Origin of the sequence: Streptomyces sp. NPDC058683, from assembly GCF_042716195.1 — a bacterium.
In the GTDB taxonomy this organism is placed as follows: domain Bacteria; phylum Actinomycetota; class Actinomycetes; order Streptomycetales; family Streptomycetaceae; genus Streptomyces.
The window spans coordinates 39043-63402 of the sequence record NZ_JBHXSK010000034.1 but is presented as its reverse complement, the minus strand read 5'-3'; the positions used below and the strand labels follow the sequence as shown (position 1 = coordinate 63402).

General features: G+C 73.1%; 20 protein-coding genes. 14 read left to right on the top strand and 6 right to left on the bottom strand.

What is annotated here, in order from left to right:
* Nucleotides 1–35 precede the first annotated feature (35 nt).
* Genes ACFWXC_RS32820 through cobI form a run of 7 tightly spaced genes read left to right on the top strand, consistent with a single transcriptional unit; the run spans nt 36 to nt 10886 of the window.
* Entirely contained in the window at nt 36–1031 is a 996-nt protein-coding gene (locus ACFWXC_RS32820; protein WP_384484246.1) for a cobalamin biosynthesis protein, read from the top strand.
* Complete coding sequence (locus ACFWXC_RS32815; RefSeq protein WP_384484244.1) at nt 1028–2563, top strand: cobyric acid synthase; 1536 nt, start codon at nt 1028–1030, stop codon at nt 2561–2563. The genes ACFWXC_RS32820 and ACFWXC_RS32815 overlap by 4 nt, the downstream gene beginning before the upstream one ends.
* Nucleotides 2560–6219, top strand: coding sequence for a cobaltochelatase subunit CobN (gene cobN, locus ACFWXC_RS32810; protein WP_384484242.1), 3660 nt, complete (start codon nt 2560–2562; stop codon nt 6217–6219). Before ACFWXC_RS32815 ends, cobN begins: the two co-directional genes overlap by 4 nt.
* A complete protein-coding gene (locus tag ACFWXC_RS32805) occupies nt 6216–8210 on the top strand; it encodes a putative cobaltochelatase (protein WP_384484240.1) in 1995 nt (664 codons plus the stop codon). Before cobN ends, ACFWXC_RS32805 begins: the two co-directional genes overlap by 4 nt.
* Complete coding sequence (cobO, locus tag ACFWXC_RS32800; protein ID WP_360481560.1) at nt 8210–8809, top strand: cob(I)yrinic acid a,c-diamide adenosyltransferase; 600 nt, start codon at nt 8210–8212, stop codon at nt 8807–8809. Before ACFWXC_RS32805 ends, cobO begins: the two co-directional genes overlap by 1 nt.
* Entirely contained in the window at nt 8806–10155 is a 1350-nt protein-coding gene (locus ACFWXC_RS32795) for a cobyrinate a,c-diamide synthase (RefSeq protein ID WP_384484237.1), read from the top strand. Before cobO ends, ACFWXC_RS32795 begins: the two co-directional genes overlap by 4 nt.
* Nucleotides 10140–10886, top strand: coding sequence for a precorrin-2 C(20)-methyltransferase (gene cobI / locus ACFWXC_RS32790; protein WP_384484235.1), 747 nt, complete (start codon nt 10140–10142; stop codon nt 10884–10886). Before ACFWXC_RS32795 ends, cobI begins: the two co-directional genes overlap by 16 nt.
* A 5-nt stretch (nt 10887–10891) precedes the next feature.
* Here cobI and ACFWXC_RS32785 read toward each other — a convergent pair whose 3' ends face one another.
* On the bottom strand, nt 10892–11620 hold the full coding sequence (locus tag ACFWXC_RS32785; protein WP_384484233.1) for a ZIP family metal transporter: 729 nt from the start codon (nt 11618–11620) through the stop codon (nt 10892–10894).
* Between the two features lie 84 nt (nt 11621–11704).
* On the opposite strand from ACFWXC_RS32785, the gene cobM reads away from it, so the two are divergent.
* The 6 genes from cobM to cobC are packed head-to-tail and all read left to right on the top strand — an operon-like array spanning nt 11705 to nt 18079.
* Nucleotides 11705–12559, top strand: a complete 855-nt coding sequence (gene cobM, locus ACFWXC_RS32780; RefSeq protein ID WP_384484231.1) for a precorrin-4 C(11)-methyltransferase — start codon at nt 11705–11707, stop codon at nt 12557–12559.
* Nucleotides 12556–13800 (top strand): precorrin-6y C5,15-methyltransferase (decarboxylating) subunit CbiE, encoded by a 1245-nt coding sequence (cbiE, locus tag ACFWXC_RS32775; RefSeq protein WP_384484229.1) that lies wholly within the window; start codon nt 12556–12558, stop codon nt 13798–13800. Before cobM ends, cbiE begins: the two co-directional genes overlap by 4 nt.
* Nucleotides 13797–15500, top strand: coding sequence for a precorrin-3B C(17)-methyltransferase (gene cobJ / locus ACFWXC_RS32770; protein WP_384484227.1), 1704 nt, complete (start codon nt 13797–13799; stop codon nt 15498–15500). The genes cbiE and cobJ overlap by 4 nt, the downstream gene beginning before the upstream one ends.
* Nucleotides 15497–16081 (top strand): precorrin-8X methylmutase, encoded by a 585-nt coding sequence (locus tag ACFWXC_RS32765; protein ID WP_384484225.1) that lies wholly within the window; start codon nt 15497–15499, stop codon nt 16079–16081. The genes cobJ and ACFWXC_RS32765 overlap by 4 nt, the downstream gene beginning before the upstream one ends.
* Nucleotides 16078–17004, top strand: a complete 927-nt coding sequence (locus ACFWXC_RS32760) for a sirohydrochlorin chelatase (protein WP_384484223.1) — start codon at nt 16078–16080, stop codon at nt 17002–17004. The genes ACFWXC_RS32765 and ACFWXC_RS32760 overlap by 4 nt, the downstream gene beginning before the upstream one ends.
* The gene (gene cobC, locus ACFWXC_RS32755; protein ID WP_384484221.1) at nt 16994–18079 is read left to right on the top strand and encodes an Rv2231c family pyridoxal phosphate-dependent protein CobC; all 1086 of its coding nucleotides are present in this window, start codon (nt 16994–16996) and stop codon (nt 18077–18079) included. The genes ACFWXC_RS32760 and cobC overlap by 11 nt, the downstream gene beginning before the upstream one ends.
* 107 nt (nt 18080–18186) lie before the next feature.
* On the opposite strand, the gene ACFWXC_RS32750 is transcribed toward cobC, so the two are convergent.
* From ACFWXC_RS32750 to ACFWXC_RS32730, 5 genes are all read right to left on the bottom strand, one after another.
* Nucleotides 18187–19092: an SCO1860 family LAETG-anchored protein gene (locus tag ACFWXC_RS32750; protein WP_384484219.1), complete on the bottom strand. Its 906-nt coding sequence runs from the start codon at nt 19090–19092 to the stop codon at nt 18187–18189.
* Nucleotides 19093–19234: 142 nt separating this feature from the next.
* The gene (locus ACFWXC_RS32745) at nt 19235–20326 is read right to left on the bottom strand and encodes an amidohydrolase family protein (RefSeq protein ID WP_384484217.1); all 1092 of its coding nucleotides are present in this window, start codon (nt 20324–20326) and stop codon (nt 19235–19237) included.
* A gap of 90 nt (nt 20327–20416) precedes the next feature.
* Complete coding sequence (locus tag ACFWXC_RS32740; protein WP_384484215.1) at nt 20417–21196, bottom strand: amino acid ABC transporter ATP-binding protein; 780 nt, start codon at nt 21194–21196, stop codon at nt 20417–20419.
* On the bottom strand, nt 21193–22026 hold the full coding sequence (locus ACFWXC_RS32735; RefSeq protein WP_384484213.1) for an amino acid ABC transporter permease: 834 nt from the start codon (nt 22024–22026) through the stop codon (nt 21193–21195). The genes ACFWXC_RS32740 and ACFWXC_RS32735 overlap by 4 nt, the downstream gene beginning before the upstream one ends.
* Complete coding sequence (locus tag ACFWXC_RS32730) at nt 22023–22877, bottom strand: ABC transporter substrate-binding protein (protein ID WP_384484211.1); 855 nt, start codon at nt 22875–22877, stop codon at nt 22023–22025. The genes ACFWXC_RS32735 and ACFWXC_RS32730 overlap by 4 nt, the downstream gene beginning before the upstream one ends.
* A 228-nt stretch (nt 22878–23105) precedes the next feature.
* Between ACFWXC_RS32730 and ACFWXC_RS32725 the strand changes: the two genes are divergently transcribed.
* Nucleotides 23106–24206, top strand: coding sequence for a pyridoxal-phosphate-dependent aminotransferase family protein (locus ACFWXC_RS32725; RefSeq protein WP_384484378.1), 1101 nt, complete (start codon nt 23106–23108; stop codon nt 24204–24206).
* Nucleotides 24207–24360 lie beyond the last annotated feature (154 nt).

The window sequence follows — 24360 nt, the reverse complement described above, 5'->3', positions numbered from 1 at the left end:
CCGGCCCCTCCCCGCCCCCGCGGCGGGCTGAGCCGATGGGTGCCGGTCGCGTCTTCGCGTACGGCGCCGCCGCCGGCCTTCTCGGCGATCTGCTGCTCGGCGATCCGCGCCGAGGGCATCCGGTCGCCGCGTTCGGCCGGGCGGCCGGGTCCGTCGAACAGGTGCTGTGGCGGGACCACCGCGGGTGGGGCGCGCTGCACACCGCGGTGTGCGCCGGCGGCGCCGTGACTCTGGGTGCCCTGGCCCAGCGGCTCGTACGACCGTCCACCGCCGCGTCCGTCGCGCTCACCGCGACCGCCACCTGGGCCGTCGTCGGGGGCACTTCACTCGCCCGTGAGGCCGGTGCCATCGGGCGCGCCCTGGAGACGGGGGACGTCGAGGCCGCCCGGGCCCGGCTGCCGCATCTGTGCGGACGGGATCCGCAGGCCCTGGACGCCGACGGGATCGCCCGGGCGGTCGTGGAGTCCGTCGCCGAGAACACGAGCGACGCGGTCGTGGGTGCGCTGGTGTGGGGGGCCGTGGGCGGGGTGCCGGGGCTGCTCGGGTTCCGGGCCGTCAACACCCTGGACGCCATGGTGGGCCACAAGTCGGCCCGGTACCGGCGGTACGGGTGGGCTTCGGCGCGGCTGGACGACGTGGCGGGGTGGCCGGGGGCACGGCTCACCGCCGTACTGGCCGCCGTCGCCGGAGATGACACCAAGGGGGCCGTGCGGGCCTGGCGGGCCGACGCGGCGAAGCACCCGAGTCCCAACGCCGGGCCGGTGGAGGCGTCGTTCGCGGGGGCGCTGGGCGTACGGCTCGGCGGGACCTTGTCATACGGCGGGCGGGTCGAGCATCGGCCGGTGCTGAACGGGGAGGGGCGTGCGGTGCAAGTCGCGGACATCGAGCGGGCGGTGCGGTTGTCACGGCGGGTGGGGTGGCTGGCGTTCGGGGCCGGCGCGGCCGGGGCCCTGCTGCGCGGGGCGCTTTCACGGCGCCCGGCACAGCGCTCCGCACAGCGCTCCGCACAGCGGTCGGCAGGTGCGTCATGAACGGCGGCGGTCTCCTCGTCGCCGGTACCACCTCCGACGCCGGGAAGAGCGTGGTCACCGCCGGTATCTGCCGGTGGCTGGTGCGGCAGGGCGTCAAGGTCGCGCCGTTCAAGGCGCAGAACATGTCCCTCAACTCCTTCGTCACGCGCGAGGGCGCCGAGATCGGGCGGGCGCAGGCCATGCAGGCGCAGGCCTGCCGGGTCGAGCCGACCGCGCTGATGAACCCCGTGCTGCTCAAGCCGGGCGGTGAACAGAGCAGCCAGGTCGTGCTGCTCGGGAAACCGGTCGGTGAGCTGAGTGCGCGCGGCTACCACGGCGGACGTCAGCAGCAGTTGCTCGGGACCGTGCTCGACTGTCTCGCCGAGTTGCGGGGCACGTATGACGCGGTGATCTGTGAGGGGGCGGGCAGTCCGGCGGAGATCAATCTGCGCCGGACCGACATCGTGAACATGGGGATCGCGCGCAACGCGCGGATTCCGGTGCTCGTCGTCGGCGACATCGACCGCGGGGGCGTGTTCGCCTCGTTCTTCGGCACCGTCGCCCTGCTCTCGCCGGAGGACCAGGCCCTCGTCGCCGGGTTCCTCGTGAACAAGTTCCGGGGCGACGTCTCCCTGCTGGAGCCCGGCCTCGACATGCTGCACGGTCTCACCGGGCGGCACACCTACGGCGTGCTCCCCTTCCGGCACGGGCTCGGGATCGACGAGGAGGACGGGCTGAGGGTCTCCCTGCGCGGGACCGTCCGGGAGTCGAACACGGCCCCGCCCGTCGGTGCGGACGTCCTGCGGGTCGCCGTCTGTGCCATCCCGCTGATGTCCAACTTCACGGACGTGGACGCGCTGGCCGCCGAACCGGGTGTCGTGGTGCGGTTCGTGGACCGGCCGGAGGAGCTCGCCGACGCCGATCTCGTCGTGATCCCGGGGACCCGGGGGACGGTCCGGGCCCTGGAGTGGCTGCGGGAGCGGGGGCTCGCGGACGCGCTGCGGCGCAGGGCCGCCGAGGGGCGGCCGGTGCTCGGCATCTGCGGCGGCTTCCAGGTCCTCGGGGAGCACATCGAGGACGACGTCGAGAGCCGGCGCGGGCAGGTGGCCGGTCTCGGGGTGCTGCCCGTACGGGTGCGGTTCGCCCGGGAGAAGACCCTCACCCGGCCCGTCGGCGAGGCCCTCGGCGAGCGGGTCGAGGGGTACGAAATCCATCACGGGGTCGCCGAAGTCACCGGAGGGGACGCGTTCATCTCCGATGACAGTGGACACAGCCTGGACGGGTGCCGGGTCGGGCAGACCTGGGGCACCCACTGGCACGGCTCCCTGGAGTCGGACGGTTTCCGGCGGGCCTTTCTGCGCGAGGTGGCGGCCGCCGCGGGCCGCCGGTTCGTACCGGCCCCCGACACCTCGTTCGCCGCGCTGCGCGAGGAGCAGCTCGACCGGCTCGGCGACCTGATCGAACAGCACGCGGACACCGACGCGCTCTGGCGGCTCATCGAGTCGGGCGCGCCGCAAGGACTGCCCTTCATTCCACCGGGAGCGCCCGCATGAGCACTGTGTTGTTGTTGTCGACCGCCGACACCGATCTGCTGGCGGCCCGGGCCGCCTCCGGTGCCGACTACCGGATCGGCAATCCGACGCGCGTCGACGTCACGGAGGAGCTGCCCGCGCTGATCGAGGGCGCGGACATCGCCGTCGTACGGCTGCTCGGCGGCAAGCGGGCCTGGGAGGACGGGCTCGCCGCGCTCCGGGCGTCCGGGGTGCCGACCGTGCTGCTCGGCGGCGAGACCGTGCCGGACGCCGAGTTGATGGCCGAGTCGTCGGTGCCGGCCGGTGTGGTCGCGGAGGCGCTGCGCTATCTCGTCGAGGGCGGGCCCGCGAACCTGCTGGAGCTGTCCCGGTTCCTGTCCGACACCGTGCTGCTGACCGGCGAGGGGTTCGCCGAGCCGCAGAAGATGCCCGAGTTCGGGGTGCACGGCTCGTACGGGACCCGGGCCGGCCGCCCCACGGTCGGGGTGCTCTTCTACCGGGCCCACGAACTGAGCGGCAACACCGCCTTCGTGGACACCCTGTGCGAGGCGATCGAGGCGCGGGGCGCCAACGCCCTTCCGGTGTACTGCGGTTCGCTGCGCGGCGCGGACGCCGGGCTGTACGAGATCCTGGCCGGGGCCGACGCGCTGGTCGCCACCGTGCTGGCGGCCGGCGGCACCCACGCCTCGCAGGCCTCGGCCGGCGGTGACGAGGAGGCCTGGGACATCGGGGCGCTCGCCGATCTGAACGTCCCGGTGCTCCAAGGCCTCTGCCTGACCTCCTCCCGGCAGGCCTGGGGCGAGTCCGACGCCGCCCTCTCCCCCATGGACGCGGCGATGCAGGTCGCCATCCCGGAGTTCGACGGCCGGCTGATCACGGTCCCCTTCTCCTTCAAGGAGCAGGGCGACGACGGAGCCGATGTCCCGGTGTACGTCGCCGACCCCGAGCGGGCCGGACGGGTGGCCGGGATCGCCGTACGGCACGCGCAGTTGAAGCACAAGCCGAACGCCGACAAGAAGCTCGCGCTGGTCTTCACCGCCTATCCGACCAAGCACTCGCGCGTCGGCAACGCGGTCGGGCTCGACACCCCCGCCTCGGCGGTACGCGTGCTGGACGCGCTGCGGGATGCCGGGTACGGGGTCGAGGGACACCCCGACAACGGGGACGAGTTGATCCACCGGCTCATCAACGCCGGTGGCCACGACGTCGAATGGCTCACCGAGGAGCAGCTGGCCGCCGCGCCCGCGCGGGTGCCGCTCGCCGACTACCGGGCGTGGTTCGACCAGCTGGACCCGGGCCTCAGGGCAGGCATGCTGGAGGCGTGGGGCGAGCCGCCGGGCAGCCTGTACGTGGACGGCGACGACATCGTCCTCGCCTCCCTGCAGTTCGGGAACGTCGTCGTGATGATCCAGCCGCCGCGCGGCTTCGGCGAGAACCCGATCGCGATCTACCACGACCCGGACATGCCGCCGTCGCACCACTACATGGCGGCCTACCGGTGGCTCGAGAACTCTTTCGGCGCGGACGCGGTCGTGCACATGGGCAAGCACGGCACGATGGAGTGGCTGCCCGGCAAGGGACTCGGGCTGGGCGCCGGCTGTGCGCCGGACGCGGTCCTCGGCGAGCTGCCCCTGATCTACCCGTTCATCGTCAACGACCCCGGTGAGGGCACCCAGGCCAAGCGGCGCGGGCACGCCACCGTGGTCGACCATCTGGTCCCGCCGATGGCCCGTGCCGACACCTACGGCGACCTGGCCAAGCTGGAGCAGCTGCTCGACGAGTACGCGCTGGTCTCCGACCTGGACCCGACGAAGGCGCCGGCCGTGCGGGCGCAGATCTGGACGCTGGTCAAGGCGGCCGAGCTCCACCACGACCTGCATGTGGCCGACCAGCCGGACGACGCCGACTTCGACGAGTTCGTCATGCACATCGACGGCTACCTGTGCGAGATCAAGGACGTGCAGATCCGCGACGGTCTGCACATCCTCGGCGGCGGCCCGGTCGGCGAGGCACGCGTGAACCTGGTGCTCGCCGTGCTGCGGGCCTCGCAGGTGTGGGGCGGGCAGGCCAACGCGCTGCCGGGGCTCAGGGCCGCGCTGGCCGCTCACTTCGGCCTGGTCGAGAAGGAGCTGCTCGCCGAGCCCGGTGCGCCCGTGAAGGTGCCCATCGAGCTGTCCGATCTCGTCGAGGGTCCGTCCCGCACGGCCGCCGACGCCATCGACCTGCTGGAGCAGCTCTGCCGCCGGATCGCGGAAGGAATGGAGGAGCGCGACTGGGCGGTCTCGGACAGCCGTTCCCTCATCCGCGACGTCCTCGGCGCCGAACTCCCGGAAGCGGTGGCCGTGCTGGAGTTCGCCTGCGCCGAGGTCGTACCCCGGCTGGCCCGCACCACGGACGAGATCGACCACATCCTCAAGGCACTCGACGGCGGTTACGTCCCGGCGGGACCGTCCGGCTCCCCCACCCGCGGGCTGGTCAACGTCCTGCCGACCGGCCGCAACTTCTACTCCGTCGACCCCAAGGCCATTCCCTCCCGGCTGAGCTGGGAGGTCGGCCAGTCCCTCGCCGACTCGCTGGTGCAGCGGTACCTCGAGGACACCGGCGCGTACCCGAAGTCCGTCGGGCTGACGGTGTGGGGCACCTCCGCGATGCGCACCCAGGGCGACGACATCGCCGAGATCCTGGCGCTGCTGGGCTGCCGTCCGGTCTGGGACGAGGCGTCGCGGCGCGTGACCGGCTTCGAGGTGGTCCCCCTGGACGAGCTGGGCCGGCCGCGCGTCGACGTCACGGTCCGGATCTCCGGCTTCTTCCGGGACGCGTTCCCGCACGTGGTCGGGCTGATCGACGACGCCGTGCGCACGGTCGCCGAGCTGGACGAACCCGCCGACCGGAACTACGTGCGCGCCCACGCCGACGAGGACACCGCCGAGCACGGCGACCGGCGGCGTGCCACCGCCCGTATCTTCGGCTCGAAGCCGGGCGCGTACGGCGCGGGCCTGCTGCCGCTGATCGACGCCCGCAACTGGCGCTCCGACGCGGACCTCGCGGAGGTGTACGCCGTCTGGGGCGGGTACGCCTACGGGCGCGGGCTCGACGGGCGGGCGGCGCGCGGGGACATGGAGACCGCGTTCCGGCGGATCGCGGTGGCCGCGAAGAACGTGGACACGCGCGAGCACGACCTGGTCGACGCCGACGACTACTTCCAGTACCACGGCGGCATGGTGGCGATGGTGCGCCATCTGACCGGCACCAACCCCGAGGCGTACGTGGGTGATTCGGCCACGCCCGACCAGGTGAGGACCCGCACCCTCGGCGAGGAGACCCACCGTGTCTTCCGGGCCCGGGTGGTCAACCCGCGCTGGATGGCGGCCATGCGCCGGCACGGCTACAAGGGCGCCTTCGAGATGGCGGCGACCGTCGACTACCTCTTCGGCTACGACGCAACCGCCGGGGTCGTGGACGACTGGATGTACGAGAAACTCAGCGCGGAGTACGTCTTCGACGCGGAGAACCGGGACTTCATGAAGAAGTCCAACCCGTGGGCGCTGCGCGGCATCACCGAACGGCTCCTGGAGGCCGCCGACCGGGGCCTGTGGGCCGAGCCGGACGCGGACACCCTGGAGCGGCTGCGCGCCACCTACCTGGAGCTCGAAGGCGACCTGGAGGGCGACCAGTGACCACCCCCTTCCCCTTTACGGCCGTCGTGGGTCAGGACGACCTGCGGCTGGCGCTGCTGCTGAACGCCGTGTCACCGGCGGTCGGCGGCGTGCTGGTGCGCGGCGAGAAGGGCACCGCCAAGTCCACGGCGGTACGCGCCCTTTCGGTGCTGCTGCCGACTGTGGACGTCGTCGCCGGCTGCCGCTTCTCCTGCGACCCGGCCGCCCCGGACCCGGCCTGCCCGGACGGGCCGCACAACCCGCCCGGTGCCTTCGAGTCCCGCCCGGCGCGCATGGTCGAACTGCCGGTCGGTGCCTCCGAGGACCGGCTGGTCGGCGCCCTCGACATCGAACGGGCCCTGGCGGAGGGCGTGAAGGCCTTCGAGCCGGGCCTGCTGGCCGACGCCCACCGGGGCATCCTCTACGTCGACGAGGTCAACCTCCTCCACGACCACCTGGTCGACCTGCTGCTGGACGCGGCCGCGATGGGCGCCTCCTACGTGGAGCGCGAGGGCGTCTCGGTACGGCACGCGGCGAAGTTCCTGCTCGTCGGCACCATGAATCCCGAAGAGGGCGAACTGCGGCCGCAGTTGCTGGACCGGTTCGGACTGACCGTGGAGGTGGCCGCCTCGCGCGAGCCCGACCAGCGGGTGGAGGTCGTACGGCGACGGCTTGCGTACGACGACGATCCGGCCGGTTTCGCGACGCGCTGGGCCGGCGAGGAGGCCGCCGTACGGCAACGGATCGTGGCGGCGCGGGCGTTGCTGCCGTCGGTGCGGCTGGGCGACGGGGCGCTGCGGCAGATAGCGGCGACCTGCGCGGCCTTCGAGGTCGACGGTATGCGCGCCGACATCGTGATGGCCCGGACGGCGACCGCGCTGGCCGCGTGGGCCGGGCGGACCGAGGTGCTGGCGGAGGACGTCCGGCAGGCCGCGCTGCTCGCGCTGCCGCACCGCAGGCGCCGCAACCCCTTTGACGCGCCCGGCCTCGACGAGGACAAGCTGGACCAGACGCTGGAGGAGTTCTCCGGCGAGTCCGAGGACGACGATCCCGATCCGGACGGTCCCGGCGGGGGCGGCGGCCGGCCGGCGCCCGACGACGGTGACCCGCAGGGCGGCGACACGGGTGCGCGGCCCGAGGCCGGCGAGGACGGCGAGCCGCAGGCCTCCGGCGGCTCGGGCGAGCAGGCGCCGACGCGGGCCGCCGAGCCCTTCCGCACCAAGGTGCTGACCGTGCCGGGGATCGGTACGGGCGCCGCCGGCCGGCGGTCCCGGGCACGCACCGAGCACGGGCGTACGACGGGTGCGCGGCGGCCCCGGGGTGCCCTGACCAAGCTGCACCTGGCGGCGACCGTGCAGGCCGCCGCCCCGCATCAGCGGGCCCGCGGGCGGTCCGGTCCTGGCCTGGTGGTCCGGCGGGACGACCTGCGGCAGGCGACCCGGGAGGGGCGTGAGGGAAACCTCGTGCTGTTCCTGGTCGACGCGTCCGGGTCGATGGCGGCCCGGCAGCGGATGAGCGCCGTGAAGGGCGCCGTGCTGTCGCTGCTGCTCGACGCGTACCAGCGGCGGGACAAGGTGGGCCTGGTGACCTTCCGGGGCTCGGCCGCCGAGGTGGCCCTGCCGCCGACCTCGTCCGTGGACGCGGCGGCGGCCCGGCTGGAGGCGCTGCCGACCGGGGGTCGTACGCCCCTCGCGGCCGGGCTGCTCAAGGCGCACGACGTGCTGCGGGTGGAGCGGTTGCGGGATCCAGCGCGGCGGGCCCTCGTGGTCGTGGTGACCGACGGACGGGCCACCGGCGGTCCGGAGCCGGTCGCGCTCGCCGGGCGGGCGGCCCGGCTGTTCGCGGCCGACGGGGTCGCCTCGGTGGTCGTGGACTGTGAGTCGGGGCCGGTACGGCTCGGGCTCGCCGGGCAGTTGGCCGGTGAACTGGGCGGTGCGGCGGTGACGCTCGACGAGTTGCGGGCGGACTCGATCGCCGGGCTGGTCAAGGACGTGCAGAGGAGGGCCGCGTAATGCCGCAGGGGCAGCCGAGTGTCGTGCCGGACGACGGACTGACGACTCGCCAGCGTCGTAATCGGCCGCTTGTCGTCGTGCACACGGGTGTCGGCAAGGGCAAGTCCACCGCCGCGTTCGGGCTCGCGCTGCGCGCCTGGAACCAGGGGTGGCCGATCGGGGTGTTCCAGTTCGTCAAGTCGGCGAAGTGGAAGGTCGGCGAGGAGCGGGCGCTGCGGGTCCTCGGGGACTCCGGGGAGGGCGGGACCGTCGCCTGGCACAAGATGGGCGAAGGCTGGTCCTGGGTGCAGCGGGACGCGCAGATGGACAACGAGGAGAAGGCCCGGGAGGGCTGGGAGCAGGTCAAGCGGGACCTGGCGGCCGAGACGTACCAGCTGTACGTGCTCGACGAGTTCGCGTACCCCATGCACTGGGGATGGGTGGACACCGACGAGGTCGTCGAGGTGCTGCGGAACCGGCCCGGGAACCAGCATGTCGTGATCACCGGGCGGAACGCGCCGGAGAAGCTGGTGGACCTCGCCGACCTCGTCACCGACATGTCCAAGGTCAAGCACCCGATGGACGTGGGGCAGAAGGGGCAGAGGGGCATCGAGTGGTGACGTCTTCCGTCCCACGGCTGGTCATCGCCGCGCCGTCGTCGGGCAGCGGCAAGACCACCGTTGCCACGGGGTTGATGGCCGCGTTCGCCGCGCGGGGGCTCGCCGTGTCCCCGCACAAGGTCGGACCGGACTACATCGACCCCGGGTACCACGCGCTCGCGACCGGGCGGGTGGGGCGGAACCTCGACGCGTACCTGTGCGGGCCGGAGCTGATCGGCCCGCTGTTCGCGCACGGTGCGCGGGGCTGTGACATCGCCGTGGTCGAGGGGGTGATGGGGCTGTACGACGGGGCCGCCGGGGAAGGTGAGCTGGCGTCCACCGCGCATGTCGCGAAGCTGCTGCGGGCGCCGGTGGTGCTGGTCGTGGACGCGTCGTCGCAGTCGCGGTCGGTGGCCGCGCTGGTGCACGGGTTCGCGTCGTGGGATCCGCAGGTGCGGGTCGGGGGCGTGATCCTGAACAAGGTGGCGTCGGACCGGCACGAGGAGTTGCTGCGGGAGGCGCTGGAGTCCTCCGGGGTGCCGGTGTTCGGGGTGCTGCGGCGGGTGGCTCGGGTGGATACGCCGTCGCGGCATCTGGGGCTGGTGCCGGTCGCCGAGCGGCGGGGGGAGGCGGTGGACGCGGTGGCGGCGATGGCCGCGCAGGTCTCCGACGGGTGTGACCTGGAGGGGCTGCTGGGGCTGGCCCGGGGGGCCGGTGTGGTGCCGGGGGCGGCGTGGGACCCGGGGGCTGCCGCCCCCGGACCCCGGCCGGTGGTCGCCGTTGCTTCCGGGCCGGCCTTCACCTTTTCCTATGCCGAGCACACCGAGTTGCTCGCCGCCGCCGGGGCCGAGGTCGTGCCGTTCGATCCGCTTCGGGACGAGCAACTTCCGGACGGGACGAAGGGGTTGGTCGTCGGCGGGGGTTTCCCCGAGGTGTACGCCGCCGAGCTGTCCGCCAACGAGCCGCTGCGCAAGGCCGTCGGTGCCCTCGCTCACAGCGGTGCTCCGGTCGCCGCCGAGTGTGCCGGGCTGCTCTACCTGTGCCGGGAGCTGGACGGGCTGGCGATGTGCGGCGTGCTGGATGTCCGGGCGCGGATGACCGAGCGGCTGACTCTCGGCTACCGGGACGCGGTCGCCGTGAGCGACAGTGTGCTGGCCGTCGCCGGGACGCGGATGCGGGGGCACGAGTTTCACCGGACCGCGGTCGAGCCGGGGGCCGGTGCGGCGCCCGCGTGGGGTGTGCGTGCCCCCCGGCCGCGGGTCGAGGGTTTTGTACAGCAGGGTGTGCACGCGAGTTATCTGCACACGCACTGGGCGTCCGAGCCCGGTGTGGCCCGAAGGTTCGTGGAGAGGTGCCGGACGTCATGAGCAGCAGCAGGCTGACCGGAGTCGGAGTGGGGCCCGGTGACCCCGAGCTGGTGACCGTGAAGGGCGTCAACGCCCTGCGTGCCGCCGATGTGGTCGTCGTACCCGTCATGGATACAGGTGAGCAGGGGCGTGCCGAGGCCACCGTGCTGCACTACGTCTCCGCGGACAAGGTCGTCCGGGTCGTGTTCGCGCTGAACGAGCGCAGTGACCGGGGGCGGCGCGAGGCCGCCTGGGACGCGGCGGGCACCACGGTCGCCGGGCTGCTGCGGGAGCACGGCTCCGTCGCCTTCGCCACCATCGGGGATCCGAACGTCTACTCGACCTTCACCTATCTCGCGCAGACCATCGCCGGGCTGGTGCCGGACGTGGTCGTGGAGACCGTGCCCGGCATCACCGCCATGCAGGACCTCGCCGCCCGTTCCGGTGCCGTGCTCACCGAGGGGACCGAGCCGCTGACGCTGGTGCCGGTGACGGCGGGTGCCGAGGTGCTGAAGGACGCGCTGAGCGGGCCGGGGACGGTCGTGGCGTACAAGTTCGGGCGGCAGGCCGGCGCGGTCGCCGAGGCGCTGCGGGAGACCGGGCGGATCGAGGACGCCGTGTGGGGGTCGGCGCTGGGCCTTGACGAGGAGTCCATCCGGCCCGCCGCCGAGCTCGACGGTTCCCCGCTGCCGTATCTCTCCACGCTCATCGCACCGCCGCGCCGGGACGGTGGCAGAGGCGGGAAACTGTGAGCGCCTCAGCCCGAGATGCCCACCACCAGCCAGATGAAGGCGGCACCGGCCACCGTGCACAGCAGGGTGGAGCGGGCCGGGTGTTCGTGGTGGGCCTCGGGCAGGATCTCGGCGGCGGCCAGGTAGAGCAGGACGCCGCCGAAGAGGCCGAGATAGCAGCCGAGCACGGTCTCCGGGATCGTGAGGAAGACGGTCGACAGGGCGCCGAGGACGGGTGCGCAGGCGTCGGCGACCAGCATGCCTATCGCCCGGCGGCGCGCGTTGCCGTAGAGGCTCGTGATGGTGAACGTGTTGAAGCCGTCCGCGAAGTCGTGCGCGATCACGGCCAGCGCGACCGCCGTACCCATGCCGCCGCCCACCTGGAAGGCCGCGCCGATCGCCACGCCGTCCATCGCGCTGTGCCCGACCATCGCGCCGGCCGCCGTCAGGCCCACCTCGGGCGCCCGGTGACCGTGCTCGGCGCCGCCGTGCGCGGCCTGGCGGAGGGCCAGCGTGCGTTCCACCAGATGGGCCAGCAGGAATCCGGCCACGAAGAGCAGCAGGGCGGCCGGTACGCCGAAGATCTCCCGGCCGGCCGCGTGCAGGGCCTCCGGCAGCAGGTCGAGGCCGACCACCCCGAGCATCAGGCCGCCGGCCAGGCCCAGGACCAGATGGCGACGGTCGGTCACGCGCTGTGCCGTCCAGCCGCCGGCCAGCGTCATCAGGAACGCGCCGAGCGCGACGAAGACCGCCATGTGCCCTTGCTATCCGATCGACCCGCCCCAGCGCACATCCAGCAGCACCCGTAACACCCTTTGTCCAGAGAGGACCGATTTTCCATGGCCGATGCCGCTGCCTCCACCGATGCCGCTGCCTCCGGCGACGCCCCCGCCGGCAAGGTGACCTTCGTCGGTGCCGGCCCCGGCGCCGCCGATCTGCTGACGTTCCGGGCCGCGCGCGCGATCGCCGAGGCCGACGTGGTGATCTGGGCCGCGAGCCTGGTCCAGGCGGAGGTCCTCCAGCACGCGCGCGAGGACGCCGAGATCCTCGACTCGGCCACGATGTCGTTGGAGGACGTCGTCGCCGTCTACGAGCGGGCCCGGGCGCAGGGGCTGCGGGTCGCCCGGATCCACTCCGGCGATCCGGCCCTGTGGGGCGGTACCCAGGAGCAGGTCGACCGGTGTGCCGGGATCGGCGTCGAGGTCGAGATCGTGCCGGGTGTGTCCTCCTTCTCGGCCGTCGCCGCGCTCGCCCAGCGCGAGCTGACCATCCCCGAGGTCGCCCAGTCCGTCGTCCTGACCCGGCTCGGCGGCGGCAAGACGCCGATGCCACCGGGTGAGGAGGTACGGGAGTTCGCCCGGCACGGCACCACCATGGCGATCTTCCTCTCCGCCGCGCGCAGCGGGCAGCTGGTGCGGGAGCTGCTGGAGGGCGGCTATCCGACGTCGACGCCGGTGGTCGTCGCCTACCAGGCGACCTGGCCGGAGGAGCTGGTCGTGAAGTGCACGATCGAGACGCTGGAGGAGACGGTCAAGGAGCACCGGCTCTGGAAGCACACCCTGTTCCTGGTCGGGCCCGCCCTGGACGCCCACGGCACCCGCTCGCACCTGTACCACCCCGGCCACTTCCACGGCTTCCGCAAGGCCGACCCTCAGGCGCGGAAGGCACTGCGCGAGCGGGGGGCCAGTACATGATCACGGTCATCGGTACGGGGACGGGGGCGCCTCTGGCTCCGGAGACGCTGGCCGGGGCCGAGCTGGTGGTCGGCGGGCGGCGGCACCTGGACGCCGTGCGACTGCCGGAGGGCGCCGAGCGGATCGTCCTCGGGCCGCTGGCGCCCGCGCTCGACGCCATCGAGGAGTACGCAGGCAAGGACCGGTCCGTGGCCGTGCTGGCCTCCGGCGACCCCGGGTTCTTCGGGATCGTGCGGGCGCTGGCCGAGCGGTTCGGGCCGGAGCGGCTGGAGGTGCGGGCCGGGGTGTCGTCCGTCGCCGCCGCCTTCGCACGGGTCGGGCTGCCGTGGGACGACGCGGTGGTGGTGAGCGCGCACGGGCGGGAGCCGCGTACGGCGGTCCACGTCTGCCGGGCGCATCCGAAGGTGGCGGTGCTGACCGGTCCGGGGGCGGGCCCGGCGGAGCTGGGGGCCGCGGTGCCGGCGGACCGGCGGCTCGTCGTCGCGAGCGCGCTCGGTGACCCCGAGCGGGAGCGCGTCGAGTGGGTCACGCCCGCCGAGGCCGCCGGCCGGGACTGGGGAGCGGACGTCAGCGTGGTGCTGTGCCTGGACCCGGCACGGGCGCTCGGTGCGGTGCGTACCGTCGCCGGGGTGCCCGCCGGGCCTGCCCGATGGGCCCTGGACGAGCGGGAGTTCGCGCACCGGGACTCGATGATCACCAAGTTCGAGGTACGGGCGCTGGCGCTGGCCCGGCTCGGGCCGCGGACCGGCGACCTGGTCTGGGACGTCGGCGCGGGTTCCGGGTCGGTGGCGGTGGAGTGCGCGCGGCTGGGGGCGGCCGTCGTCGCCGTGGAGAAGGCCGGGGACGGGGTCGAGCGGATCGCCGCCAACGCGCGGGCGCACGGCGTGTACGTGGACGTGGTGCACGGTACGGCGCCCGGGGTCCTGGCCGGACTCCCCGATCCCGACGCCGTGTTCGTCGGCGGCGGCGGCCGTGAGCTGCCCGCTGTGGTCGGTGCCTGCGCGCTGCGGGCCCGGCGGTCGGTGGTGGTGGCGCTGGCCGCCCTGGACCGGGTGCCGGCGGCGCGCGAGGCGCTGACCGGTGCCGGGTTCTCCTGCGACGGGGTGCTGCTGCAGTCCTCGCGTCTCGCGCCGCTGCCGGGGGACGTGACCCGGCTGGCGGCGGCCAATCCCGTGTTCCTGCTGTGGGGGAATCGAATCCCCCTTTCCGAAGAACCCTCCGAAGAAGGAGTTGCTCAGTGATCGGCCTCATTTCCGCCACCGCGGCGGGGGCGGCGGCACGCGACCGGCTGGCCGCGGCGTGGCCGGACCGCACGCGGGTGTACGACGGTCCGGTCGGGGACGCCGTGCGGTCCGCGTTCGCGGAGTGCGGGCAACTGGTGTGTTTCCTGGCCACGGGTGCGGTGGTCCGGCTGATCGCCCCGCTGCTGGGCGAGAAGACGGCGGACCCGGGTGTGGTGTGCGTCGACGAGGGCGGGCGGTTCGCCGTGTCCCTGGTCGGCGGGCATGCGGGCGGTGCGAACGAACTCGCCCGGGAGGTGGGCGAGATGCTGGCCGCGCAGCCGGTGGTGACCACCGCGACGGACTCCGTCGGACTGTCCGGCCTCGACACCCTGGGCTTCCCGGTCGAGGGCTCGGTGGCGACCGTGTCACGGGCACTCCTCGACGGTGAACCGGTGGCCCTGCGCACCGAGTTGACGTGGCCGCTGCCCCCGCTGCCGCTGGCCGGGCAGGGCGCGTACACGGTCCGGCTGACCGACCGCGCGGTCGAAGCCGCCGAGCGCGAGGTGCTGTTGCGGCCGCCGTCCCTGGTGGTGGGCGTGGGCGCCTCCAAGGGCGCTCCGGTGGACGAGGTGCTCACCCTGATCGAGGGGGCCTTGCGGGACGCGGGACTCTCCCCTCGTAGCATCGCCGAACTCGCCACCGTCGACGCCAAGGCCGAGGAGCCCGGCATCGTCGAGGCGGCCGCACGGCTCGGGGTCCCCCTGGTGACCTACTCCGCCGAGGAGCTGGCCACGGTGGCGGTGCCCAACCCCTCCGACGCGCCGCTGGCCGCCGTCGGCACCCCGTCCGTCGCGGAGGCCGCGGCCCTGGTGCGCGGCGGCGAACTCCTCGTCCCCAAGCGGAAGTCGGCCTCTGAGGACGGCCGGCCCGCCATGGCGACCTGCGCCGTCGTACGACGCCTCGCGCGCGGCCGGCTCGCGGTCGTCGGGCTCGGACCCGGCGCCCGCGACCTGCTCACCCCGCGCGCCAAGGCCGAACTCCGGCGCGCCTCCGTGCTCGTCGGGCTCGACCAGTACGTCGACCAGATCCGCGACCTGCTGCGGCCCGGTACCCGCGTCCTGGAGTCGGGGCTCGGCGCCGAGGAGGAGCGGGCGCGGACCGCGGTAGCCGAGGCGCGGGCCGGGCATGCCGTCGCCCTGATCGGCAGCGGGGACGCCGGCGTGTACGCGATGGCCTCCCCCGCGCTCGCCGAAGCCTCCGACGACATCGACGTGATCGGCGTCCCGGGGGTCACCGCGGCGCTCGCCGCCGGGGCGATCCTGGGCGCGCCGCTCGGCCACGACCATGTCTCCATCAGCCTGTCCGACCTGCACACGCCGTGGGAGGTCATCGAGCGCCGGGTACGGGCCGCCGCCGAGGCGGACATCGTGGTGACCTTCTACAACCCGCGCTCCCGGGGCCGTGACTGGCAGCTGCCGAAGGCGCTCGCGATCCTCGCCGAGCACCGCGAGCCGACGACGCCGGCCGGTGTCGTCCGCAACGCCTCGCGCCCCGACGAGTCGAGCCGGGTGACCACCCTGGGCGCGCTGGACCCGGCATGGGTCGACATGATGACCGTCGTGACCGTGGGCAACACCGCGACCCGGAACATCGCCGGGCGCATGGTCACCCCGCGCGGCTACCGCTGGCAGGAGAGCGCTCCGGAGGGGGCCGAATGAACCGGGTCGTCCATCCCATCGAGGAGGAGTCCTTCCGGCGGCTGCGGGCCCGCCTGGACACCTCGCACTTCCCGCCGCTGACCCGCGCCGTGGTGGAGCGGGTCGTCCACTCCGCCGCCGACCTGGAGTACGCGAGCGACCTCGTGACCGACGAGGAGGACCTGGTGAAGGCGCATGCCGCGCTGCACGCCGGGGCGCCGGTCGTCGTGGACGTGGAGATGGTCGCCGCCGGGATCACCCGCCGGGAGACGGTGTGCCGGCTGCGCGACGCCAAGTCCGTTGCCGGGCTCACCCGTTCGGCGCACGCGATCCGCCTCGCGTACGAGCAGGTGGGCCCCGGTGCGCTCTGGGTGATCGGCAACGCGCCGACCGCCCTGGAGGAGCTGCTGACGCTGGACGCCTCCCCCGCACTCGTCATCGGTCTGCCGGTCGGTTTCGTCGGCGCCGTCGAATCCAAGGCCGCGTTGCGGGAGAGCGGGCTGCCCGCCGTCAGCAACGTGTCCGAGAAGGGCGGCTCGGCGGTCGCCGCCGCCGCGCTCAACGCCCTGCTGTACCACCCCACTTCCGAGGAGACGCTGTGACCACCCCGCCCGCCCTGCTCATCGCCGGCCATGGCACCCGGGACGAAGCCGGGGCCGAGGCGTTCCGTGACTTCGTGCGGGAGCTGGGGCGCCGCCACCCCGAACTGCCCGTCGCCGGCGGCTTCATCGAGCTGTCCCCGCCCCCGCTGGGCGAGGCCGTGGCCGATCTGGTCGAGCGGGGGGTACGACGGTTCGCCGCCGTACCGCTGATGCTGGTCTCCGCCGGGCACGCCAAGGGCGACATCCCGGCCGCGCTGGCGCGGGAGAAGGAACGGCACCCGGGGATCTCGTACACGTACGGGCGTCCGCTGGGCCCGCACCCCTCGCTGCTGGCCGTCCTCGAGCGGCGGCTGGACGAGGCGCTGGGCGCCGGCGGGGAACGCGCCCCGATGGACCGGGCGGACGTGACCGTGCTGCTGGTGGGCCGGGGTTCCACGGACCCCGACGCCAACGCCGAGGTGCACAGGGCGGCGCGGCTGCTGTGGGAGGGGCGCGGCTACGCCGGTGTGGAGACGGCGTTCGTGTCGCTGGCCGCACCGGACGTGCCGAGCGGACTCGACCGGTGCCTGAAACTGGGGGCGCGCCGGATCGTCGTCCTCCCCTACTTCCTGTTCACCGGGATCCTGCCGGAGCGGGTGCGGCAGCAGACCGAGGGCTGGGCGGCCGCGCACCCCGAGGCCGAGGTGCGCTCGGCGGACGTCATCGGGCCCGAGCCGGAGCTGCTCGACCTGGTGATGGAGCGGTACCGGGAGGCGACCGCGGACGAGGTGCGGATGAACTGCGACTCGTGTGTGTACCGCATCGCGCTGCCCGGCTTCGAGGACAAGGTGGGGCTGCCCCAGCAGCCGCACTTCCATCCCGACGACGACGGCGACCACCACGGCCACCATCATCACCACGGCGGGCACGCGCATGCGCACTGACGGCGGTCCCGGCGGCTCCGGGGGCGGGCACGATCTGCGGCACCACGGCGACGCCGAGGTCCGTGACGGCGGTTCCGCGCTGGTCGACCTCGCGGTCAATGTGCGGGCCGACACTCCCCCGGTCTGGCTGCGGGAGCGGATCGCCGGGTCGCTGGGCGGTCTCGCGGCCTACCCCGACGGGCGGGCGGCGCGGGCGGCGGTCGCGGCGCGGCACGGGCTGCCGGTGCAGCGGGTGCTGCTGACGGCGGGCGCGGCGGAGGCGTTCGTGCTGCTGGCGCGTGCGCTGAAGGTGCGCCGGCCGGTGGTGGTGCATCCGCAGTTCACCGAGCCGGAGGCGGCGCTGCGGGACGCGGGGCACACCGTGGACCGGGTGCTGCTGCGGGAGTCGGACGGGTTCCGGCTCGATCCGGCGGTCGTTCCGGAGGACGCCGACCTGGTGGTGATCGGCAATCCGACCAACCCCACGTCGGTGCTGCATCCCGCCGAGGCGATCGCCCGGCTCGCCCGGCCCGGGCGGACGCTGGTGGTCGACGAGGCGTTCATGGACGCGGTGCCGGGTGAGCGGGAGGCGCTGGCCGGACGGACCGATGTGCCGGGGCTGGTGGTGCTGCGCAGTCTGACGAAGACCTGGGGGCTGGCCGGGTTGCGGGTCGGCTACGTGCTGGCCGCACCGGAGATCATCGCCGAGCTGGCACGGGCGCAGCCGTTGTGGCCGGTGTCGGCGCCGGCGTTGGTGGCGGCCGAGGCGTGTGTGGCGCCGCGGGCGCTGGCCGAGGCGGCGCATGCGGCGCACCGGGGGGCGGCGGACCGGGCCCATCTGGTGGCGGGACTTGAGGAGTTCGCGCCGGAGGGGGTGTGGGTGGCGGGGCCCGCGGAGGGGCCGTTCGTGCTCGTCCGGATGGCCGGGGCGGCCGCGGTGCGGCGGCAGCTGCGGGTGTTGGGGTATGCGGTGCGGCGGGGGGACACGTTTCCGGGGCTGGACGAGGAGTGGGTGCGGATCGCGGTGCGGGACCGGGGGACGGTGAACGGGTTCTTGCAGGCGCTGGATCAGGCGTTGATGTTGATACGCGGCTGAAGGGAGGGGAACTGCGCGCCGTTGTCGGGTGCCGGTCGTCTGTGGCTGGTCGCGCCCGCGCGGCGGTAGCCGCAGATCGACTACCGCCCCGCGCCCCTCAGGGGGCGCTATCGCTTGCGTCGGACCACGGTCACCGCTCCTCCGCCCGCCAGGAGCAACGCCAGCGCACCGCCCGCCACGTACGACGTCACCGAACTCCCGCCCGTCTCCGCCAGCTTCGTCTCCTTCGCCGGGGCGCCCTGGGGCTTGACGTCGGTCACCGGGTCGGCCGGGTCCGACGGGTCGGCCGGGTCCGGGGGTGTCTCGCAGGTCGCCTTCGCCAGGGTCAACGTTCCTTCCACGTCGGCCACGTTCAGTTTCAGCGGGTTCACGGAGATCTTGAGTTCGAGGGCGCTGACCGCCGCCGTGTTCGATGTCGTCTCGCGCTGGGAGAGATCGAGGCGGACCTCGCCGACGCCGGGGACCTTGACGTCGGTGGGGCCGCCCGCGCTCAGCGTCACCCGCTTGCCGAGGACCGTGACGGCGCCGAGCACGTTCGCGGAGGCCACCGGCTGCCTGCCGGTCTCGCAGGTGGCCTTGGAGGTGACCGTGTCGAGTTCGACGAGGGACAGCAGGGGCAGGCCCGGCAGGTGCAGCCGGGCGTGCGCGAGGTGGACCGAGCCCTCGGCCAGGCTGTCGGAGACGGTCGCCTTCGCCGAGGCGACGTCCGCGCCGAGGACGGTGAACGGCTTGCCGCCGTCCACTCCGTCGAGCGTGACGGTCAGCGCGGTGCGGTCGGCGCTCTGCGGTGCCTGGACCTCGTTCAGGGAGACCGCGAGCGGGACGTTCACGGTCTTGTTAAGAAGAGATACGTCCAGGCCGGTGCGGAGGACGACCGCGCTCGCGCGGCCCTGGTCGGTGGTCGCGTGTGCGGTGCCCGCGCCGGCCAGGACCGCGGGACCTGCGGCCAGGACGGTGGCCGTCGCGACGGTCGCGAGACGGCGTGCGGGCATGCGGAACGTGTCGCTGTTCAAGGTGGTGGGACCCCCAGAGGAAACTTGCTCGGGACCCGCCAAGAATTACGCACTGTGGATGAACAGGCGGCAATCCTCCGTTACTTCACTCATTAGTGGACTTTCCGTGAATGTATTCGAGCCGCCGGGCACAGGCGTTCCTTTACTCGACGACCTGCCCGTTCAGCACCACCCGGCGGGGGGACGCGAGGACGCGTACGTCCGCGCGCGGGTCGCTCCCGTACACCACCAGGTCCGCCGGTGCGCCCTCTTCCAGGCCGGGCCTGCCGAGCCAGGCGCGGGCCGCCCAGCTGGTCGCCGCGAGCGCGTCGACGGGCGGGATCCCGGCGGTGACCAGCTCGGCGACCTCGCCCGCGACCAGGCCGTGGGCGAGGCTGCCGCCGGCGTCCGTGCCGACGTACACCGGGATGCCGGCGTCGTAGGCGGCGCGGACGGTGTCGTAGCGGCGCTCGTGGAGCCGGCGCATATGGGCCGACCAGCGCGGGAACTTGGCCTCGCCGCCCGCCGCGAGGTCGGGGAAGGTGGCGATGTTGACGAGGGTCGGGACGATGGCGACACCGCGCGCGGCGAAGAGGGGGATCAGCTCGTCCGTCAGGCCCGTCGCGTGCTCGATGCAGTCGATGCCGGCCTCGACCAGGTCCTGGAGCGAGTTCTCGGCGAAGCAGTGGGCGGTGACCCGGGCGCCGAGCCGGTGCGCCTCCGTGATCGCCGCCTCCACCGCGTCCCGCGGCCAGCTGGGGGACAGATCGCCGAGGTCGCGGTCGATCCAGTCGCCGACCAGCTTGACCCAGCCGTCGCCGCGCCGGGCCTCCTGGGCGACGTACGCGACCAGCTCGTCCGGCTCGATCTCGTGGGCGAAGTTCCTGATGTAGCGGCGAGTGCGGGCGATGTGCCGGCCGGCCCGGACGATCTTCGGAAGGTCCTCGCGGTCGTCGACCCAGCGGGTGTCGGAGGGCGACCCGGCGTCCCGGATCAGCAGCGTGCCGGCCTCGCGGTCGGTGAGGGCCTGCTTCTCGGCGGTCGCCGCGTCGACCGGGCCCTGTGGGCCAAGGCCGACATGGCAGTGAGCGTCCACCAAGCCGGGGAGGGCCCAGCCTTCGACGGTCGTGATGTCACGGGCGTAGGCCGGACGGTCGTAGGAGATACGGCCGTCCACGATCCACAGTTCGTCGCGGACTTCGTCAGGCCCCACAAGGACCCGGCCCTTCACGTGCAGCACCGCTCGATCGCTCATGGGACGCACGATAGTTCGTCGGGTACGGGTGCGTCGTGGCTGGTCGCGCCCACGCGGCGAAGCCGCACATGGAACACGGCCCCGCGCCCCTTACGGGGCGCTGTCCTGGCCCTCTTCCACGTCCGCCATCGCCGGATCCAGCAGGCGCGACAGGAAATGGCGCGTGCGCTCGTGCTGCGGGTTGCCGATGACCCGGTCGGGGGCGCCGTCCTCCACGATCACCCCGCCGTCCATGAAGACGACCCGGTCGGCGACCTCCCGTGCGAAGGTCATCTCGTGGGTGACGACCATCATGGTCATGCCTTCCCGGGCCAGCATCCGCATCACCGCCAGCACGTCCCCGACCAGCTCCGGGTCGAGGGCCGAGGTCGGCTCGTCGAAGAGCATCACCTCGGGGCCCATCGACAGCGAGCGGGCGATCGCCACGCGCTGCTGCTGGCCGCCGGAGAGCGAGGCGGGGTAGGCGTTCGCCTTCTCCGAGAGGCCGACGCGGGCCAGGTTCTCGGCGGCCACGCGCGCGGCCCGCGCCTTGTCCCGCCGGAGCACCCGCCGCTGCGGCAGCGTGAGGTTCTCGGTCACCGTGAGGTGCGGGAAGAGGTTGAACTGCTGGAAGACCATGCCGATACGGCGGCGTACGGCGTCGATGTCGACATCGGGGTCCGTCAACTCCGTGCCGCCGACGAACACCCGGCCCTTGGTGGGCTCTTCAAGGAGATTGACGCAACGCAGCAGGGTCGACTTGCCGGAGCCCGACGGGCCGATGACGCACACGACCTCGCCCTGGCCGATCTCCAGGTCGATGCCGCGCAGTACCTCGTTGTCGCCGAAGGACTTGTGCAGGTCCTTGACCTCGATCTCGGGACGGCTCATCTGACGGCCTCCTGGGCCTTCGCCTCCATACGGCGCACCACGAAGCCGAGCGGGATCGTGACCAGCAGGTAGCACAGGCCGGCGACGAGGATCGGCGTGGAGTTGGCGGTCGTACTGGCCAGGTCACGGCCGTACTTGGACAGTTCGCGCTCCTCCAGGGTGACGCCGAGGAACAGGACCAGGGAGGAGTCCTTGAACAGCAGGACCAACTCGTTGGTCAGGGGCGGGAGGATGATCCTGAACGCCTGCGGGATGACGATCGAGATCATCGCGCGGGCCGGGGAGAAGCCCAGCGAACGAGCCGCCTCCAGCTGGCCCTTGGGGACCGCCTGGATGCCCGCGCGGATCGTCTCCGCCATGTACGCGGCGGCGACCAGGCCTAGGGCCAGGGCCACCTTGCCGTACGTACCGCCGATGATCTCCGTGCCGGGGAAGGCGAGCGGGACCGCGACCCCGATGAAGATGAAGATCAGCAGGGCCGGCAGGCCGCGGAAGATCTCGATGTAGATGCCGGCCAGCCAGCGGTAGGGGCCGACGGAGGAGAGCCGCATCAGCGCGATCAGCATGCCGAGCGCCAGGCCGACGACGAAGCCGGACACCGTGTAGAGCACGGTGTTCTTCAGCGCCAGCGTGATGACGTCCGGGAACATCTGCCGGGCGATGTCCCACTGGGCGAACTGGTTCTGCAGCCGCCCCCAGTCGGCGCCGGCCGCGAAGGCGACCACGGCGGCGACGAAGACGACGTACTGCACACCGCGCGACAGCCGGCGCTTCTGCCGCCGGGTCAGGCCCTTCTTGCGAGGCTGGAGTTCTGTGTCCGCGGTCGTCATGAGGCGGCCGGAGAGGCGGCCGACCCGTCGTAGGGGCCGATCCACTTCTCGTACAGCTTCTTGTACGTGCCGTCGGCCTTCGCGTCGGCGATCGCCTTGTTGACGGCGGCGAGGAGCTTGGTGTTGCCCTTCTTGACCGTGAAGCCGTACTGCTCACCGGTGTTGATCTGCCCGGCGACCTGGAAGGCGGCGGCGTTGGCCTTGTCCTTCAGCCAGCCCTGGACCACCGGGTAGTCGATGACGACGGCCTTGACCTGGCCGGTGCGCAGGCCGTTGAGGACGGCGTCGGAGGACTCGAAGGAGACCGGGTCGAAGCCCTGCTTCCTGACGTAGTCCTCGCCGGTGGTCTGCGCCTGGGCGCCCAGCTGGACCTTCTTGGCCTTGGCGTCGGCGAGGGAGGTGATGCCGCTGTTCTTGTCGACGAGCAGGGCCTGGGTGGCGTCGAAGTAGGGGTCGGAGAAGTCGACGTTCTTCTTGCGCTCGGCGGTGATGGTCATGCCGGCCGCGGCCAGGTCGCACTCGCCGGAGTTGAGGAAGGCGCCGGTCTTGAAGTTCTCGAACGGCGTGTCGAGGATCTGCTGCTTCACGCCGAGGTTCTTGGCGACCAGGTCGATCATCGACACGTCGAAGCCCTGCACCTTGCCGTCGATCTCCGACTGGAACGGCGGGTACGGCAGGTGGGTGCAGGTGGTGAGCTGACCGGTCTTGACGAGTTCGACCCCGCCCGCGGCCGTTCTGGAGGCGCTGGAGCCGTTGCCGCTCGACGTGCAGCCGGCCACGAGGGCCAGTCCGGCCGCGGCGGTGACGGCGGCCAGGGCGCGAGCCCGGCGGCGCCCGAGGAGCGTGGTCACGAGACCTCCCGTAGGTCTGTGGGGCTCCCCGCGAGGTTGTGAGGGAGCTTTGGATTCCGGTTCTGCGGGTTCCGATTATAAGGAGATGTTGGGGTATCTCAAACCAAACCGATGGCAGTGAGGCCGTCCGGCCTAAGAAGTCGCCGGTCACCACCGGTCCCAGGGGCGCGGCGGGTGCCGGTTACGCTCATGCTGATCCGCCCCTCCTCGATCGAAGAGAGCACCGCCGTGACTCACCCCTTCCTCGACCTGCCCCCGCTGAGCGCCGCACACTTCGCCGCCATCGAGGACCGCGTGGCCCGGCTCCTGGACACCCGGCAGGACGTCGTGATCACGCAGGGCGAGGCGCTGCTGCCGCTGGAGGGCGCGATCAGGGCGACGACCGGGCCGGGGACGACCGCGCTGAACGTGATCACCGGCCCCTACGGGCAGACCTTCGGGAACTGGCTCCGGGACTGCGGCGCGACGGTGATCGACCTCACGGTGCCGTTCCACACGGCCGTGACGGCCGCGCAGATCCGGGAGGCGTTCGCCGAGCACCCGGAGATCGACTTCGTCTCCCTGGTGCACGCGGAGGCGGCGACCGGCAACACCAACCCGGTCGCGGAGATCGGCGCCGTGGTACGCGAGCAGGGCGCCCTCTTCTATCTGGACGCGGTCGCCTCGGTCGGGGCCGAGCCGGTGCTGCCGGACGCCTGGGGCGTGGACCTGTGCGTGATCGGGGCGCAGAAGGCGATGGGCGGTCCGGCCGGTGTCTCCGCGGTGTCGGTGAGCGCGCGGGCGTGGGCCCGGATGGCGGCCAACCCGCAAGCCCCGCGCCGGTCGTACCTGTCGCTGCTGGACTGGAAGGAACGCTGGATCGACGGCGGCCGCAAGGCGCTGCTGCACGCGCCGGCGCAGCTGGAGATGCTCGCGCTGGAGGCGTGCCTGGAGCGGATCGAGGCGGACGGCCTGGAGACGGTGATGCGCCGTCACCGTACGGCGGCGCTGGCCACCCGGGCCGGGGCGGTGGCCCTGGGCGGCGGCCTGGAGCCGTACGTGTACGAGGAGTCGGACGCGGCGCCGGTCGCCACGACGCTGCGGGTGCCCTCGGGCGTGGTGGCCTCGGAGCTGGTCGCCGAGGCGCTGGCGGGCGACGGCACGCTGCCGCTGGCCGCGGGCGGGGGCGCGCTGGCCGCGGAGATGATCCGGGTGAACCACTACGGGGTGGACGCGGCGGTGGGCGCGGTCCGGTCGAGCCTGGCGGCGCTCGGCGCGGGGCTGGCGAAGCAGGGCCGGACGGTGGATCCGGAGGCGGCCCGGCGGGCGGTGGAGTCCGTCTGGCGATAAGGGCCGGAAGCGGGCGGGTGGCACCACTGCCGGTGCCACCACCGCCGAGGGACTCGGCCCCGCCGTCGACGGCGTATCGAAAGCGTTAAGGGCATCTGAATTCAAAGCAATTCCGAATTCCCTTTTGAACGATGGCTTACCCGAGATCTTCTGC

Coding starts and splice junctions, on each gene's coding strand:
- ACFWXC_RS32820 (WP_384484246.1), top strand. CDS start 36: ATGGGTGCCGGTCGCGTCTTCGCGTACGGCGCCGCCGCCGGCCTTCTC.
- ACFWXC_RS32815 (WP_384484244.1), top strand. CDS start 1,028: ATGAACGGCGGCGGTCTCCTCGTCGCCGGTACCACCTCCGACGCCGGG.
- cobN (WP_384484242.1), top strand. CDS start 2,560: ATGAGCACTGTGTTGTTGTTGTCGACCGCCGACACCGATCTGCTGGCG.
- cobO (WP_360481560.1), top strand. CDS start 8,210: ATGCCGCAGGGGCAGCCGAGTGTCGTGCCGGACGACGGACTGACGACT.
- ACFWXC_RS32785 (WP_384484233.1), bottom strand. CDS start 11,620: ATGGCGGTCTTCGTCGCGCTCGGCGCGTTCCTGATGACGCTGGCCGGC.
- cobM (WP_384484231.1), top strand. CDS start 11,705: ATGGCCGATGCCGCTGCCTCCACCGATGCCGCTGCCTCCGGCGACGCC.
- cbiE (WP_384484229.1), top strand. CDS start 12,556: ATGATCACGGTCATCGGTACGGGGACGGGGGCGCCTCTGGCTCCGGAG.
- ACFWXC_RS32765 (WP_384484225.1), top strand. CDS start 15,497: ATGAACCGGGTCGTCCATCCCATCGAGGAGGAGTCCTTCCGGCGGCTG.
- cobC (WP_384484221.1), top strand. CDS start 16,994: ATGCGCACTGACGGCGGTCCCGGCGGCTCCGGGGGCGGGCACGATCTG.
- ACFWXC_RS32745 (WP_384484217.1), bottom strand. CDS start 20,326: ATGAGCGATCGAGCGGTGCTGCACGTGAAGGGCCGGGTCCTTGTGGGG.
- ACFWXC_RS32740 (WP_384484215.1), bottom strand. CDS start 21,196: ATGAGCCGTCCCGAGATCGAGGTCAAGGACCTGCACAAGTCCTTCGGC.
- ACFWXC_RS32735 (WP_384484213.1), bottom strand. CDS start 22,026: ATGACGACCGCGGACACAGAACTCCAGCCTCGCAAGAAGGGCCTGACC.